Annotated in this window: 17 protein-coding genes; all 17 read right to left on the bottom strand. The window is 69.3% G+C overall.

Going from position 1 to position 15209, the window contains the following annotated elements:
- Positions 1-51 precede the first annotated feature (51 nt).
- Entirely contained in the window at positions 52-786 is a 735-nt protein-coding gene (locus ACIREO_RS22990; RefSeq protein WP_404113222.1) for a 7-carboxy-7-deazaguanine synthase QueE, read from the bottom strand.
- Positions 783-1205, bottom strand: coding sequence for a 6-pyruvoyl trahydropterin synthase family protein (locus ACIREO_RS22985; RefSeq protein WP_404113220.1), 423 nt, complete (start codon positions 1203-1205; stop codon positions 783-785). Before ACIREO_RS22985 ends, ACIREO_RS22990 begins: the two co-directional genes overlap by 4 nt.
- Positions 1206-1276: 71 nt before the next feature.
- On the bottom strand, positions 1277-2206 hold the full coding sequence (locus tag ACIREO_RS22980) for an endonuclease/exonuclease/phosphatase family protein (protein ID WP_404113218.1): 930 nt from the start codon (positions 2204-2206) through the stop codon (positions 1277-1279).
- 55 nt (positions 2207-2261) lie between these two features.
- The gene (locus ACIREO_RS22975) at positions 2262-3266 is read right to left on the bottom strand and encodes an endonuclease/exonuclease/phosphatase family protein (protein WP_404113216.1); all 1005 of its coding nucleotides are present in this window, start codon (positions 3264-3266) and stop codon (positions 2262-2264) included.
- Positions 3267-3304: 38 nt separating this feature from the next.
- Complete coding sequence (locus ACIREO_RS22970; RefSeq protein ID WP_404113214.1) at positions 3305-3943, bottom strand: DUF6624 domain-containing protein; 639 nt, start codon at positions 3941-3943, stop codon at positions 3305-3307.
- Entirely contained in the window at positions 3940-4317 is a 378-nt protein-coding gene (locus ACIREO_RS22965; protein ID WP_404113212.1) for a hypothetical protein, read from the bottom strand. The genes ACIREO_RS22970 and ACIREO_RS22965 overlap by 4 nt, the downstream gene beginning before the upstream one ends.
- 110 nt (positions 4318-4427) lie before the next feature.
- Positions 4428-5111 (bottom strand): hypothetical protein, encoded by a 684-nt coding sequence (locus tag ACIREO_RS22960; RefSeq protein WP_404113210.1) that lies wholly within the window; start codon positions 5109-5111, stop codon positions 4428-4430.
- The gene (locus ACIREO_RS22955) at positions 5108-5626 is read right to left on the bottom strand and encodes a LuxR C-terminal-related transcriptional regulator (RefSeq protein WP_404113208.1); all 519 of its coding nucleotides are present in this window, start codon (positions 5624-5626) and stop codon (positions 5108-5110) included. The genes ACIREO_RS22960 and ACIREO_RS22955 overlap by 4 nt, the downstream gene beginning before the upstream one ends.
- Positions 5617-6648 (bottom strand): hypothetical protein, encoded by a 1032-nt coding sequence (locus ACIREO_RS22950; RefSeq protein WP_404113206.1) that lies wholly within the window; start codon positions 6646-6648, stop codon positions 5617-5619. The genes ACIREO_RS22955 and ACIREO_RS22950 overlap by 10 nt, the downstream gene beginning before the upstream one ends.
- Positions 6645-8006 carry a cytochrome P450 gene (locus tag ACIREO_RS22945; protein WP_404113204.1) on the bottom strand — a complete coding sequence of 454 codons (1362 nt, stop codon included), beginning with the start codon at positions 8004-8006 and terminating at the stop codon, positions 6645-6647. The genes ACIREO_RS22950 and ACIREO_RS22945 overlap by 4 nt, the downstream gene beginning before the upstream one ends.
- Positions 7996-9612, bottom strand: a complete 1617-nt coding sequence (locus tag ACIREO_RS22940; RefSeq protein ID WP_404113202.1) for a prenyltransferase/squalene oxidase repeat-containing protein — start codon at positions 9610-9612, stop codon at positions 7996-7998. Before ACIREO_RS22940 ends, ACIREO_RS22945 begins: the two co-directional genes overlap by 11 nt.
- Before the next feature lie 32 nt (positions 9613-9644).
- Positions 9645-10760 carry a polyprenyl synthetase family protein gene (locus ACIREO_RS22935; RefSeq protein ID WP_404113200.1) on the bottom strand — a complete coding sequence of 372 codons (1116 nt, stop codon included), beginning with the start codon at positions 10758-10760 and terminating at the stop codon, positions 9645-9647.
- A gap of 135 nt (positions 10761-10895) precedes the next feature.
- On the bottom strand, positions 10896-12176 hold the full coding sequence (locus ACIREO_RS22930) for a cytochrome P450 (RefSeq protein ID WP_404113198.1): 1281 nt from the start codon (positions 12174-12176) through the stop codon (positions 10896-10898).
- Complete coding sequence (locus tag ACIREO_RS22925) at positions 12173-12790, bottom strand: GTP-binding protein (protein WP_404113196.1); 618 nt, start codon at positions 12788-12790, stop codon at positions 12173-12175. The genes ACIREO_RS22930 and ACIREO_RS22925 overlap by 4 nt, the downstream gene beginning before the upstream one ends.
- The gene (locus ACIREO_RS22920; RefSeq protein ID WP_404113194.1) at positions 12765-13109 is read right to left on the bottom strand and encodes a DUF742 domain-containing protein; all 345 of its coding nucleotides are present in this window, start codon (positions 13107-13109) and stop codon (positions 12765-12767) included. Before ACIREO_RS22920 ends, ACIREO_RS22925 begins: the two co-directional genes overlap by 26 nt.
- Before the next feature lie 23 nt (positions 13110-13132).
- Positions 13133-13585, bottom strand: a complete 453-nt coding sequence (locus tag ACIREO_RS22915; RefSeq protein ID WP_404113192.1) for a roadblock/LC7 domain-containing protein — start codon at positions 13583-13585, stop codon at positions 13133-13135.
- Positions 13582-14889, bottom strand: a complete 1308-nt coding sequence (locus tag ACIREO_RS22910) for an ATP-binding protein (RefSeq protein ID WP_404113191.1) — start codon at positions 14887-14889, stop codon at positions 13582-13584. The genes ACIREO_RS22915 and ACIREO_RS22910 overlap by 4 nt, the downstream gene beginning before the upstream one ends.
- Positions 14890-15209: the final 320 nt, after the last annotated feature.

The following is a 15209-nucleotide window of genomic DNA, read 5'->3' as shown; positions in this document are numbered from 1 at the left end:
GTCTTCCTCACTTCCGGGGGCTGGGGAGAGGAGGCTTGGAGCGGTGGTTCGTCAGCGGCCGCGGGCGTCGGCGAAGGCGAGGACATGCAGTCGCTGCGTGAAATGCCACTTACGGACGGCGACGGCGTCGGCGAGCACGCGGGTGGTCTCGATGAGACGCTCGGCGGTGGTGCCTTCCGGCATCACGTAGACGGGTGCGAGGTGATGCCGGTCGACGAGCTGTTGAATCTCGTCGAGCTCGGCGACCGTGCGGGTCACGAATTTGAAGACTGCGCGCCCGCTGGAGGCGAACACCTCCAGGGCCGTCGGTATGACGCGCTTGTCCTCGGCGACGCCGGAGTTGGCGAGTTTGGGCGACACGTTGAAGCGGACGCCATCCATCAGGAGCTGGGGGTCAGGAGCGACGGTCCCGTTGGTCTCGAACTCGACCCGCTTGCCGTCGGCAAGGAGACCACGAACGAGGTGGACGAGTGCCCGCTGCTGAAGCAAAGGTTCGCCGCCGCTGATCACCACGAGCTCCGTGTCGCAGGCCAGTGCCCATGTGATGAGCTCGTCGACGGAACGTCGGTGCGTCTCCTTCTTGATGTCGTACTGCTTCCAGTCCCAGGTGTACTTCGTGTCGCACCAGGAGCACGTCAGGTTGCACTGGGCGAGCCGGATGAACAGAGCGGGAACGCCCGTGCTGGGCCCCTCGCCCTGGAAGGTCGGCTTCGTGTCGCCGAAGACCTCCGAGATGATCAGGTGGAGTTCGCGGTCGAGGTGCTGCTGCTCAAGGGTGTCAGTCATCGGTGTTCCCTCACGACGTCGAAGCGGGCCCAGCCGGTGACGGTCTCGTGCACGCAGACCGCCACCAGGTGTCCGGGGATGGTGGGTTCGAGGTGCTGGATGAACCAGCCGGCGAGGTACTGCGCGACGAGTTCCGAGGTCGGCTCGATGGGCAGGACCTCGTGCAGGTTCCGGTGGTCGAGGTGCTCGTCGAGGAACTCCTTGAACGGATGCAGATCCGCGAAGTCGGTGACGAACCCGGGGGGAGTCAGGGTGTCGGAGGTGAGGATCACCTCGACCTCGTAGCTGTGGCCGTGCTGGCGGCCGCACTTGTGCTCGGACGGCAGGCTGGGCAGCCGGTGGCCGGCCTGGAAGGTGAAGCGCTTGCCGATGGTGAATCTGCCGGGCGGCAGGACGACGGCGGGTGAGTGGTCGCTCATGACTTCCCCTGAACTGTCGACGTGACGGGTGGCCCCAGGTGATGGGGCGTCGAGGGCGGGACTCGGTGATGCTAGGAGGCGCTCGCCGCAGAGGGACGTTCGTTGAGGATGTTCGTCAGAACGTCGGAGTCCAGAGTGAAGCGGAGGATGTGGTGGTCGGACATGTCCTCGTCGACCTCGATCACGTCGACGCCCGTCAGCGCGGGCAGGAGTTCCGGGGTGACGTAGGCCCTGTCGATGCGGCTGTCGGGGCCATGAGTCGAGGAGCTGTTGACCGTCCGGGCGACGGCCCGTTCGCTCCCGTTTGGCGCGGTGGCCCAGAAGCGGGCGACGTCTTCGAGGCCGGCGGTGCGCAGCACGTTGTCGGGTCGGTCGTCCATGAGCCGGGTGCCGTCGGGACCGAGGTAGGAACGGTGGAGTCGGTGCGGCCGATTCTTGATCGACTCAAGGACCGGCAGCGCGGGGTCGCCGGGCGTTCCCGGGCGAGAGTAGGAATTGGTATCGCCTGCTCCGATCATGGGGAGCGTGACCTTGCGGCCGTCTGGCGTTTGCCATCCCTTATCGGCCCAGGTGGTCAGCCACTCTGCCTCGGTGAGCCTCTTGTCGGAGCTGGCGTAGGGCAGGTGATAGGAGACCCAGACGATCGGAAGCGCGGTGGGGCCGGCAGGCCGGTAGCGCAGGGTCAGCGCGGTGGGCGGCAGTACCCAGTCGGGTCCGACGCTGCCCTGCCAGTCCCGGACGATGGCGAATGTGACCGGGTCGAAGAACACCGCGGTACAGGAGCCCGCACCCAGGACACTGCGCAGTCCGAGGATCTCCTCCAGCTCGAAGAGGACCCCTTTGCCGTGACTGTCGGCGTCCCACATTTCCTGGCGAAGAACCGCGGCGGGGCGGAAGGATTTCAGTAGCTCGTGGCCGGCGCGGCGGCGGGCGGGGTCTCCCTTGCCGTTGTTCTCCAGGTTCCAGGAGAGAACCGTGAGCTTCTTCGAGCTGGTGTTCATGCGCGTGTCCGTCCCTTGGCTTGTGGCGGATGAGGTCGGATTCATCAGCAGGCGCTCAGGAGGTGAGCGCCCACGGCGTGAACGGATCGAAGGTTCGGCGCAAGGCCTCGATGAGCTTGCGCCGCGACAGAAGCACCTCGACGGCGTGGTGGTCACTGATCCCGGTCATGTCCAGGACGTTGACCTCCACCACGGCCTGGATTGTCCAGGCATCCATGTAGCCCCGGTCGATTCGGCTTCCTCCGCCCTGGCCGATGGCGGCGTGTCCCGCCGTCGCGGACAGAGCCTCCGGCTGGGCGCGATGGTGTACGGCAAATCGGGCCGGGTCGTGCATGCCGCAGTCCAGCATCAGTTCGTCGAGGAACGTACAGCTCATCCACGATCCGTCCGGCTGCTTGAGCGCGCGATGGCGACGGTGCACCAGGTCCGTGATCTCGGGAGCGTTCCAGTCGATTTCGGGGACCCGCTCGCCGGTGGGCACCGGGTATTCGTTGGTGTCGCCGAAGAGCCAGCACGCGGCCCATCTCCGTTCGGGGGCCGTGACGTGCTGAGCCTTCACCTTGTCCACCAGCGACGTCAGCTCGTACCCCTCGGCCTGCCGGCCGTGAGGTGAGCAGAAGGAGCTGTGGAACGCGGCCGTGATGATCGGCACCCCGGGTACTTCAGGCAGACCAAGTACGACGTTGGTCGGAGGTGTCCGGTACACCTTCGTGTGATGGTGCTGGGGGTCGGGGCCGAGGGAGAAGACAGACTCACGCACGAGGACCCCGGTCGGGTTACGGCCTTGACCCATTCTCGCGCGGAATCCCCGCATGCCCAGCGTCTCCTGAGCTGCGCGCCACCGCCGGTCGGCTGCAGCCTTCTGTTCAACGGTGGCATCTGGTCGGGTCTGGGAGTACGTCAGCTCGGTCATGCCGAGCCAGTCGGGTCGCAGGGGTTCCAGGACCTCCTCGTACGCGTCGCGCCACCGCTTGGGGAGTACGCCCGGCTCTTCCTCAGGGCCGCCGTCGTGCTCCAGGTTCATGAGCACGATGCGGACAGTTTCATCGGTCGCCGTCATCGATCCTCACCAAGTTCCCGTGCAGATGGTCGTCGTGGTCATGTGGCAGGCCTTTCATCGGTAGGACGGGCGGAGGGTCGCGCTGTTGGCGGCGGAGAGCGGCATGTTGATGCCGGGGGCGATAAGGACGACGGGTCGGTGTGGTGGCGGCGCAGCCGCTCGGCCGTCTCAGCGAAGGGCGGAAGGCTGACCTGGGCGCGGCGCGCGTCGAGGTTGTCGGGATCGGCGACCGGGTGCGGCTCCAGCCGTCCGTCCGTGCGGAACCAGTGTTGAGTTCCGTAAACCTGCTGCCGTTCCGCATGGACGAGGCAGCGGTCGTGTAGGTGCGCCCACTGGGCCGGGCTCGCGTCCCCTCGCCGGGCCGCCTCGTGCAGCATCCCCAACAGCGTGCGCTGGAACGAGGGGTCATGGTTGGCACGCAGGGCGATCAAGAGCGCTGCCCGGCACGCCTCCTCCCCCACCAGACTCCGCCCAGGCCAGCGGTTCTTGGCCACGATGTGCCGCAGCGCCTGGGCATTGCCCTTGTCAGATTCGCGCAGTTGCGTGAGCTCGTCCGGCGTCATTGCGGCGAGCCGGTGGGCCGGGGTGCGCCGAAACGCGCGGGCCGACTCGGCTCGTGCCAGGAGATCGCGCGCGATGTCCGGCCGGCTCGGGCTCGACTCACTGGGTGTGGTCACAGCCCCGTCTCCGATTCTCCGGGCCAGAGGCCGGCTCGATGGGCGGCGAACCAGGTCAGCTGGTCGGGGGTGGTGATGGTGTTGCGGTCGGCGGCCACGACACCGTGCAGTGGCACAGCGGGGTCGGCGAGGTTGCTGAGCAGGCGGGCATAGCCGCGGCGCAGGGCGGGGTCGTCGGCGCGGGTAGTGCTGATGGCAGCGATCCGTTCCATGACGACGAGCCCTTGTAGCTCGGCGTGCCCCTGGCATGCCGCGAGGTTGTCGTGAGGATCCTGGGCGGGCGGGACAAGCGCATACAGCCCCACGTGCAGGGCCCCGTGGGCGCGGAGCGTGTCGTTGAGCCGTCGGCGGCGCGAGCACTGCTGCTGCGCCACGACGCTGTCCCCGGGTGCCGACGGCCTGAGCGGCCGGAAGGGCGGGGAGCTACGTTGGACCGCGCTCGTCGTCGCCTGCTCGGACCATCTGGGCGGGGCCAGGGCCGCGGTCACCGGTCGGGCTCCGGGGCCGCCACGACGGGGGCGCCTGGGCGGAGCGGCACGGTGCAGCGGATCAGCGCTTCGAGGCCGCCCTGCGCTCGTGCGGGCAGTTGCAGCAGGATGAGCGGCTGGCCGCTGACGCCCCGGCAGGAGCGGACGAACTGCCAACCGCACGTGTCCTTGAGATGGTCCAGAAGACGGAGGGTGACGTCCGAGGTCGGCTCCCTCGTGTTCACCTCGCAGCGCACCCAGGTCATGCCGAGGCGGGCGGCGAAGTCCTGTGCCCACAGCGTCATCAGGCGGCCGGTCATGTCCGGCGTCGGGCCGGGCGCGCTGTAGGCGAGGGAGAGCGCCAGGCTGGGTTCGCTCCGGTCGGTGTCCCAGTGGGAGAGGGACGGCTCGCGGTGCAGGCGCAGGCTCCCGACGGGTCCCCCGTCCTCGAACAGAGCGATCGCCTCCACCCACTGCTCCCGGTAGAGGGCAGCGACATCCCCCGTGTACGGCTGGGGCAGCTGGCGTGCGGCGAGCCACTCGGCGCGTCGGGCGATGAGCCCGGCGACGGCGTCCATATCCTCGTCGGTCCTCAGTAACCGCATCTCGTACGGCGGGGGTACGGGGGCGGGGAGCTGGTCGTGCCCGGCGGGGTCAGAGGCGGGTGCCAGGGGTTTCGCACGCGTGTGGAGGCTGGTCATCGTGCGGCTCCGAAGTGTTTGTTCGAGTCCTCGGCGGTGCTGTCGGACGCGGTCGGGCACTCACCGAGAAATCCCCAGGCGTGGCCGAGCCCGATCAGGTGGGTGTCGTTGTCGGCGCCGGCCTTGGTGACCAGGGCCTTGATGTGCGGGCGGACCTCGGCCTGGGCGATCCCGGTCGCCCGGGTGATGTCGTGGATCTCGGGGTACTTCGCGAACGCGCAAAGTAGCCGCAGCTCGGCCGGCGTGAAGTCGGGGACGGTGGCGGGTGCCTGCGGCGGGGCGACCTGCTCGCTGGCGAGCACGGCGTGCGCGCGGGCGGGACGTCCCAGGCGGCCATTGGTGATCTGGAACTTGCGGCCGATGCTGGCGAGGTGGCCGGCGAACGTGGCGGCGCTCATGCCCAGGTCCTGGGCGCCCTGGATGTTGGACGTACCGGCGACGAGGTGTTCGGCGACCCGCTTCTCGGCGGGGGTGAGCCGGGTGAGCGCGTCAGCGGTCAGGATTGTCACGGGCATGAGGGGCTTCCGGTCGTGGGATGAAGGGCGACTGTGCGGGCCGCAGCGGTGGTGCTCTCCGCGTATCGGTCATGGCCGACATGCCAGATGAAGGAGTACGCGATGTGCTCCAGGGCTTGGGCATGGAGCGTGAGCGGTGGAGAGCTGTCCGAGGTCAGCTCACTGATCCGCGTGCGGGCAACCTCGGCCTGTTCCTCACACATGCGCGACGCCATCGCGAAGGCCGTGGGGAGGTCGAGCCGGTGCTCGGCCATGAGCAGCGTCGGCAGACTCAGAGGCGTCGCGTGCAGCCGCTCCGTCTCCCGCGCGTAGGAGGCGAGGTCGTTGACCCAGCCGGCGAGATGGGCGACCGCCGTCTCGAGCTGCCGTACCGGCTCCGATGACTGCTGCTCGTCCGACAGCTCATACGCAAGTGCGATGGGTGCGGTGGCCATGATGGTGCGGACGAAGCTGGTGTCCGGGCGCATCGCGCAGTAGGTGCGCACGGTGACACGCTCCGGCTGGGGCAGGTTGTGGGCCTCCCAGATGAGCCCGAGGAAGTTGTCGAGCAGGTGCCTAGTGAGCCGCAGGTACTGAGTCGGCGTGCCCCGGGCCCGGAAACGTGCGAGCAGGTCCCCCAGTCCGGCCGCGAACGGCTCGTTCGGGCTGTCTGCGGATTCGTCGTCGTCGGCCAGGACACGGATCAATTCACCGACGCGGTCGACCAGGAGGGCCGGGTCCCGTGCGGCGGTCGCCTCGCCGTGGACGTCGTCGAACGCCACGAGCCACAGGAAGAGCTCGGCGCAGAGTACGAGACTGTCCGGGTCCGCGGTCGGGAGTGCGCGGGCGATGCCCTGGCCCGTGATGCTGCAGAGGCTGCGGCGCTCGTCGGCCGGTGCGAGGAGCGGGAACTCTTCGGTCCATCGCAGAAGCTGCTGTTCCACGTGGTCGGCGTGCGGGCTGGTGGGGACCGGTCCCGGGAACGCCGTGTTGAGGTCGGGCAGGGGCAGAGTCCTGTGCCCGGTGTTGCTGGGACTGGTCATGCTGCCTTCCGTGTCGTGGCGGTCTGCCGGGACTCCGCGGTCATGCGCAGGGAGGAGGGATGGACGGTGATCTCGCCGATCGGCCGGGTGGAGGTCCCGGGAATGGGCCGCAGCCGCCATCGGGAGGCGATGAGCGCGGTGACGCTGATGGCCTCGGTCCAGGCGAACGCGTCGCCCATGCATTGCCTTTTGCCGGAGCCGAAGGGGATGAAGGCTCCCTTCGGCGGCTGGGGCCGCTCGGGCAGCCAGCGGTCGGGGTCGAAGCGCTGCGGATCGGGGTACAGCTCGGCGTCGCGGTGCAGCGTGTAGGGGCTCCAGAGGAGGTCTGTCCCGGCCGGCACGGTGACGTTGCCGAGTTGCAAGGGCTCAATGGCCTGCCGGGTTACTAGCCAGGCGGGGCTGTACAAGCGGAGCGTCTCGGTGACGAGCCTGCGGGTGAAGGGGAGCTGTGGAAGGCGCGCGGCGGTGAGTGTTCTTCCGCCGAGGACCGTGTCGAGCTCGTGGTGCAGCCGCTGCTCCAGGTCGGGGTGGCGGCCGAGTTCGTGAAAGAGCCAGGCCAGAACGACCGCGGTGGTTTCGGAGCCGGCGGCGAGCAGACCGGTGACTTCGGACAGGATCTCGTCGTCGGGCAGCGCCGCGCCGGTCTCGTCCCGGGCGGCCAGGAGCAACGAGACGACGTCGTCGTAGGCGTCGGGGTTCGTCCGGTGGTCGGTGATGATGTCCGCGACCGCCTGGTGGAGCACGCCGCCGGCGTGGGTGATCTGCCGGTTGCGGCGGGTGGGGAGCCGCTCGAGCACGGGTACCGGCAGCAGGGCGCGCCGGATGGCGGCCTTGAAGACGGTGTCCACGCTGGCGAGGATTGCGCGTGCCCTCTGGTGCTCGGGGGTGGAGGAGAACGCCACGGACATGACGACACCCTGGGCCATCAGCTGCATCTCGGTCTTGAGGTCGAGGGTGTCTCCGTCGCACCAGTTGGCGATCACTGGCTCGACGGTCTCGCGCATGGTCTTCACGTAGCCGCTGACCCGCTCGCGGTGGAAGGCGGGCTGCATCAGCCGTCGCCGCGTCAGGTGGCGGCTGCCTTCCGCGACGGGCAGCGCGTCCTTGCCGAACAGCTTCAGCTTCTCGAAGAGCAGCCCCTTGCTGACTTGGTGGGACTTGCTGGTGAGCATCTCCTGTATTAGTTCTGAGGAGTTGACCACGGTCAGGGATTTCGGGCCGATCGTGATGCGGACGATCGGTCCGAAGGCCCGCAGGTTCTGCAGGAAGGCCAGCCGGTCCCGCAGCAGGGGGATGGCGTGCCCGAACAGGGGCCGTCGCCCCGGCGCGATCGGTGGGAGGTGCAGGTCAGCAGGCATGGGGTTGTTCCCTCCGCGTTGCGCTCGGAGCCTGGGACGGGTGCTCGGCTGCGTGGCGGGTGCGCAGCATCTCGAGTGCCGCCATGACCTCGGCCTGGATCATTGCCTGGGGGGCGTAGAGAGTCTTGTCGTGCCAGAGCGCCGGGTGCCGGTGGGCCGGGGCGCGGCCGGATGTATCCAGGACGGCCTCGGCGCGATTCAGGGCCCGTTCGTACGGGTGGTGGAGGGCGGCGCTGGCGGCCAGGAGGGTCTTCACCGCGTAGGCCGTCTCTTCCGCGGTGCCGCCCCATACGCCCCAGGCGCCGTCGTCGTGCTGGGATGCCGCGACCCAGTCGGCGGCCGACCGTACGGCATCGAGCGCGCCGGGCCCGACGTGGCGGGCGAGGGCGGTCACGCACCGCTCGGTGGCGTAGTACGGGGAGGCGTGCCACTTGTCCGTCCAGGGCCCGTCGGGCTGCTGCTGAGCGAGCAGCCGGTCGCGCACCAGATCCATGCGCAAACGGTGAGTGGCGTCCGCAGGCCGGGAACGGGTGTAGGCCCCGAGCGCCTGTAGGGCGTGGGCGTTCGCGGTGACCGAACCGGTGTCCTCGCCGACGTAGCAGTCGAAGTGGCTTCCGGACCAGAAGGCGGACAGCGGGGCAGGATCACACGGTTCGCCGGCGAGGGCGGCCACCAGCACGGTCATGGCCGTGTCGTCGGCATCGGGCATGAGGCCGGGGGCGCCGCGGACCCCGGCCACGTCGTAGATGTCATATGCCCAGGCGCGGACGGTGGCCCGGCATGCGGGGGGCAGTCCGGGGCCGGCGAGTGCGGCTGCGACCCAGAGGCGCTCGAAGACCGTGATCGGTGCCGCCTCCGGGAAGAGGCCGCTGTAGCGGCGGGCCACGGCTGTCAGCGCGGTGATCGCCGGTTCGCGCTGCGCAGAGGACTGTGTGGTGGCGAGCCATGCGGCGGTAGCAGCAGGCGAACTGCCGAGCAGTCCTTCGGGCACCGGGACCGTGCTCGCGGGCACGTGCCGGAAGACGCCTTCGAAGGTGTGGTGGAGCTTGGCGGGAACGCCCGCCGACCGGCACAGTTGCGCGATCTGCTCATGCCGATGCTCCCGGAAGCCGTGCGGCACCTCCAGGTGTGTCCCGCGCGACCACGGGCCCAGTTGGGGCTCTGACTCGATCGTGGGCTGGTCCAGGTGCTCGTTGATCTGGGAGACCAGGCTGGGGACGAGAAGTTCGATGGCGGCCGTGTCCGGCCACGGCCCGGCCGGTGGCAGGCTCCGCAATGCGGCGAGCCCCGCTGCCGCGGCCGCCGCGAGCCGCTCGCGCCCCGTGCCGCCGGCGGTGTCGGAGCGCACGGTGGACAGGAGCGCTTCCACCGCGCTGAGCGTCGGCAGTAGCCGGTACGGCGCGGGCCCCTCCCCCCAACTGCCGTCTGACCTCTGCTGTTTCAGCAGCCAAGCGAGCCGCGGCTCGTGCCCGGAAAGCCAGGGCGTCAAGGAGACGACGCGGGCCGTCTCGTACAGCGAGGCGCGGACGCTTCCCCAAGGGTCGTGGTCGATGTCCGCCACGAGACGTACGGCCTGGGAGCCGTACACCCGCGACGCACGCCGCATCAGGTCAAACCGCGGTGGCTTCTGAGCGCCCCTCATGCCTGCCTCACCGTGGCTATCTGCGCTATCGCGCGTAGTGCTGCGGCTGCGGCCGCGGGGAACGGGGCCTGGTCCAGCGCTGCGAGGGCCGTGCCGCGCCGGGCGCTGATCATCTCCTCGACGTGCTGGCGGGCGCCGGTCCTTTCGAGGACGGCCCGGACGCGGTGGAGGTCGCCGCCCGTCAGGTCGGGGCTGCCGACCAGAGTGCCCAGCAGTTGCTGGTCGGCGGCGGAGGCGGCCCGCACCGCGAGCGCCATCAGCACGGTGGCTTTGCCCTCGCGGATGTCGTCACCGACCGGCTTGCCGGTCTCGGCGGGGTCGCCGAACACGCCAAGGAGGTCATCGCGCAGCTGAAACGCTTCGCCCAGCGGCACGGCGAAGGCACTGCACGCGTCCAGGACGTCCGGCGCCGCGCCGGCAAGTACGGCTCCGAGTCGCAGCGGCCATTCCACCGTGTACTTCGCGGTCTTGTAGCGCACCACCCGCAGCGCGGCCTCGACGTCGTCGGAGAGACGGTCGCTCGACCGCAGATCCAGGTACTGGCCGTACACCAGCTCACTGCGCATGGTGTCCACCAGCGGCAGGACCCGCCTCAATGCCCCGTCGTCGAGGCCGGCGCTGTGCAGCAGGTCGTCCGACCACACCAGCGTCAGGTCGCCGAGCAGTATGGCGGCGCTCTGACCGTGTGCCTCGGCTCTGCCGCGTCGTCCTCCGCCGGCGGTGTACGCGGCGGCGAGCGCGCGGTGGGCCGTCGGCTCTCCCCGGCGCAGGTCGCTGCCGTCCATGACGTCGTCGTGGATCAGCGCGAACGCCTGGAACAGCTCCAGGGCGGCGGCCACGTGAAGGACCGTGCTCTGATCCCCGTGCCCGCCGGCGGCATGCCATCCTGCGACGCACAACTGCGGGCGCAGCCGCTTGCCGCTGACCAGAAGGCGGCTCAGCACAGTGAACAGCGGGGCCAGTTCAGGTCCGGGCGTGAGGTGCGCCTTGCGGTCGAGGAACGCGGTGAGGAGTGCGTCGACGTCGGGTCGCACCGCGGAGAGGTCCGGTGTGTCAGCAGTGGGTGCGTGGGTCATCAGCGGGCTTACCCCCTTGTCGTCAAGAACCGTCATGGGCGGATTCCTTCTTCTCGAGGACGGACAGGGGTAAGAGCCCCGGCGCACGGGGGTGCTTCGGGCCGGTCTGCTGGTGGCGAGGCCGGACTAGCAGGTGCTGTGCGGGCCGCCGGGAGTCGGCGTGTGGTGCGGTCAGGCAGAGACCGGTGGCCGTCCTGCGGCGGGCCGCAGCGGCGCCGTGGTGCGTGTCCAGGGCGTGGCGCCCCGGGCTTCCGGGGCGAGCGGGGTGAAGCGGCAGGGCAGGGTTGTGAGAAGGCGGTAGAAGGGGCCGGGGTGGTAGGTGAGCTGCTCGCGCGGGACGGCGAGCTGTATGTCCGGCAGGTAGGAGACGAGCCGCTCGATCGCTGTGGCCGCCATGAGCAGGGCGATCTTGCGGGCCGGGCAGGAATGGGGGCCGGCGGCGAAGGAGAGGTGGGCCTTGATGCCGGAGCGGTGGCCGCCGTTGGAGGGGTTGGCGTGCGGGCAGGTGTTGGCCGCGGCGTACGAGACCATGACGGGGGATCCGGCGCGGATGAAGGTGCCGTTGAGGTCGACGTCCACCCGGGGGAAGTGGAGGCTGTACATGGCCAGCGGCGGGTCGTTCCAGAGCGCCTCGTCGATGGCGGCTTCGATGGTCAGGGTGCCCGTCGTCAGGGTGCCGCGAAAGCGTGTGTCGGACAGAAGCCGGACCAGGGCGCTGGTGATCAGGCCCGTCAGGGTGGGAAACGCGGCGCCGACGTTGATCACGATCTGCTCCCCGACGTTCTCCGGGGAGAGCTGGTTGGGATGGTCGATGAACCACGAGGTGAGGTCCTCACCGCGCTGGGCCATCTTCGTGCCGATGAGCGCATTCAGGTATGCGCCCAGCTCCTTCTCGCCCTCGGCCTTGGCCGCCAGATCGGTGCTCATCAGCGCTGCGAGGGTCGCGTGGAGTTGGGGTGCCTGCTCGTCGAGGCCTCCGAACAGCGCGTTCAGGATCATCGGCGGCAGCTGCTGCGCGTACTGGCCGACGAGGTCGGCTTCGCCGGTGTGGGCGAAGCGCTGGAGCAGGGTGTCGGCGAAGCGCAGCGTCACGTCGCGGACGTGGCGCGAGTCGAGGAGAGCGAGGCTGTCGGTGATGACCCGGCGAAGGTCGGCGTGCTCGGGGCCGTCGGTGTAGAAGAGGCTGTGCCGCCACTCCACGTTGGGCCTGACGGGACTGTCCGTTGGCACGTGGTGCATCCAGTGCCGCGAGTCCTTGGACCAGGTCTGGGTGTCCTGGAGAAGGGTGAGCGCTGTCCTGGGGTCGGTGACGACGTAGACGAGGGTCTGGGGGTCGATCTCGCCGATCCCGACCGGTCCCTGCTGGCGCAGCAGGTCCCAGCTGCGCTGGGGGTTGGCGGCGTGCTCGGGCCCGTACAGCGGCACGGGCGGGGCGGGGGCATGCGTGGTCATGAGGCAGCGTCTCCGGCGAGGTTTATGAGGTGGGCGGTCAGCTCGATGAGCGCGTCCAAGGTGGAGTTCTTGTCCCGGGCGTCGCAGACGACGAGGGGGGTGTGACGGTCGAGGTCGAGCTTCTTGCGCAGCATGTCCGGCTCGACGGCCCGCGAGTGGGGGAAGACGTTGACGGCCACCGTGTAGGGCAGGCCGCGTTCCTCGATCCGGTCCATGACCTCGAAGGACTCCTCCAGCCGCTCGGTGTCGACCAGGACCAGGGCGCCGAGAGCGCCCTCGGCGAGGTCGTCCCACAGCGGTCTGAAGCGGTGCTGGCCGGGTGTGCCGAACAGGTACAGGATGATGCCGGCCTGCTCCAGGGTGAGGCGCCCGAAGTCGGTGGCGACGGTGGTGGTGGACTTGCCCTGGAGCCCTTGGTGGGCGATCTCGTCGGTGCCGACCGCGGCCGTAGTCATGACCTCGTCGGTGCGCAGGGTCGGTATCTCCGAGACCGCGCTGATCGCGGTGGTCTTCCCGATGCCGAGAGGGCCCGCGACGAGGATCTTGACTCGCTCGTGCGCGGTATCGGGCAGGTAGACCGGCGCATTGCTAGTCCTTGAGAGCGAGGAGTCCACTTCTGACCCTTTCCAGGAGCTCCATCGTTGCCGGGGCGGCAGCCCCCGGTGGGGCCTGGCTCGGCCCTTCGGCACGCAGTTGCCCGTCGTCGATGAGTTGCGCGGCGAGGACCTTGCACGCGCCGACCGGGATGTTCAGGTAGGCGGCGGTCTCGGCGACGCTCAGCGCGCCCTTTTCGAGTAAGGAGAGGAGGCGCTGGTGTCCCGGCAAGTGGTCGGGGCCGGGGGGAACACCGGTGGCGTACAGGGCTGTCAGTCCCTGGATCGTGTTGCGGGTGGGGATGCCGCAGCCGCCGGTTGCCAGGTAGCTCGGGACCATTCGGCGCCCCACCTGGCCCCGGGTCATGACTGCGTGCTGCTGGTGGCGCGGGCGGGGACGGACATCAGCTTCTCGCCGAGCTTGCGGGCCTGCCGGGCGGCGGTGCCGGCCACGATCCCCATCGGCATGTCCCGCTCTCCGACCACGACCAGGAAGGCGTTTTTGCCGGCGGGCATGAACATGAGGGTGCCGAGTGCGGTGATGGCCGTGATGGTCTCGACGGGGTTGTCGACGGGATGATCGGGGTCAGCCTGCAGTGCTTCGTTCGTCGTGGCCCGGTTGGCGCTGAGTACCGAGGAGCTCATGGCCGCTACACCTTCGGCACGGTCGCGGGGCAGGTCTTTGGAGGCGGCTACCAGCATGCCGTCGCTGGACGCGACCACGGTGTGCCGCACCTTGGGAATGTCGAGGAGGGGCTGGAGCACCATGGAGTAGTCATCGCTGCTGCTCTTGGTGTCGCGGTCGGTGTCGGTCACGTGGCGTCCTTGGTTTCGGGGTCGATGCGGGCGGCGATGAGCCCGTCCTGGAAGTCGCTCCACATAGCCCCTGCACTCTCGGGTTCGGGCGTTCGCGAGGAGGGAGCGGGCAGCACACCGGGCGAGGTCTGCGGTTGCTTTCGGTGCCGCTGAGGCAGCTCCGAGTCGGGGGCCGAAGCGTTGGCCTGCTGGGGAGTGGAGCGCTGGGGCTTTCGGGGAGGCGGGGCGGGCAGAGGAGCCATGGCCGAGACGGGGTTGGCGAGCTCGTTGATCTCGACCAACAGGTGCGGGGGGATGGAGAGCACCGCTCGTACCCCGTTGTAGGGGGACGGCTGGTCGATCGAGACCTGGAATCCGTAGTCGGCCACGAGCCTCCCGATCGCGGGGAATCCGAAGGCGGGCGGATCTCCGAGTTGGGTCAGAAGGAGGTCGCCGGCCCCTTCCCCGGACACCAGTCGGGTGCCGCGGGCTCGCTCTTCCGCGGTCATGCCTGTGCCCGCGTCATCGATCTGGATGCTGACGGTGCCGTTGTCCGTCTGCAGCAACGTGACTGTCACTCTGAGGTCGTCGCTGGAGTGCTCCAGGGCGTTGGCCATCAGCTCCGCGCAGGCCACGGCTATCGGCTCGGCCGCCCGGCCGACGATCCCGACGTTCGTTGCCCGCAGGTTGGAGACAATCTGGATGCGTTCGTAGCCGTGCAGCCGGGAGTGGGCGCCGGTGACGACATCGGGCACATGGCTGTCCTGCTGCACGTGGCCCGGCCACCCTCCGCCGGCGATCGCCGCCTTCTGCAGATGCCGGATCATCTGCTCATTGAGGTGGTCGATTCCGAAGAACGCGTCCAGCAGTTCAGCGTTGTCGTGTTTGCGCTGCAGTTCGTCGATGACGTCCTGCATCCGGTTGGCCACCGACTGCGTGTGCGAAGAGGTTCCACGCACCGCGGCCCATGCCGCGGCGTCGATCCGCCGACGCTGGGTCAGGATGGCCTCGGCGAACTGGCCGAGCACGGCCTCGAGCAGCTTGCCGCTCTCGGTCTCGGACAGATGCGGTGAGAGCAGGCCGGGGACCGGGTGGTGAGTGCTGACCAGGTGCTGGGCATAGGCGGGAAGACGGGCCGTGACCAGGTGCCGAATCTCGTCCCGGAGTTCTTGCTCGCGGGCTTCTGCGTGGTCGGCGCGGGCAGCCTGTGACCGCGCGGCTTTGACGAAGGCGGCACGGGATCGCGCCAGAAGCACCGTGGCGATGGCGCCGGCGGTGGTCGTGGCGCCGAGCGCCACAGCGGCAGCTTCGGGAATCGCAGTCACGGTCAAAGGTCCTCGGGGTTCTGAGCCGCTTCTCCGGACATCAGCCGGTGACGTCAAGATCACCCGGGATGCCTGACTTCCGGAGAGGCGGCAGCTAGAGGTCGATGGGGACGGGGGTGAAGCTTCAGGTTGCTTCCGCGAGCCGGGCCTGAGGCGGCACCGTGGGACGCTGTGGCGTCAACGCGGGCGCTGGGCCGACCATTTGGAAGCTGATCAACAGCCTGCGCGCTCGTCGCCTGTCCGGCCAGACGGGCAGGCTGTCATTTCGGTGGTCACTTTCCCGGCATCTGGAGGCGCCGCTCCGACCTGCCAAACAGGGT

This window comes from Streptomyces sp. NPDC102441 (genome assembly GCF_044765585.1).
GTDB lineage: Bacteria > Actinomycetota > Actinomycetes > Streptomycetales > Streptomycetaceae > Streptomyces.
The sequence above is the reverse complement of the archived record's forward strand: the minus strand, read 5'-3'. Positions and strand labels throughout refer to the sequence as shown.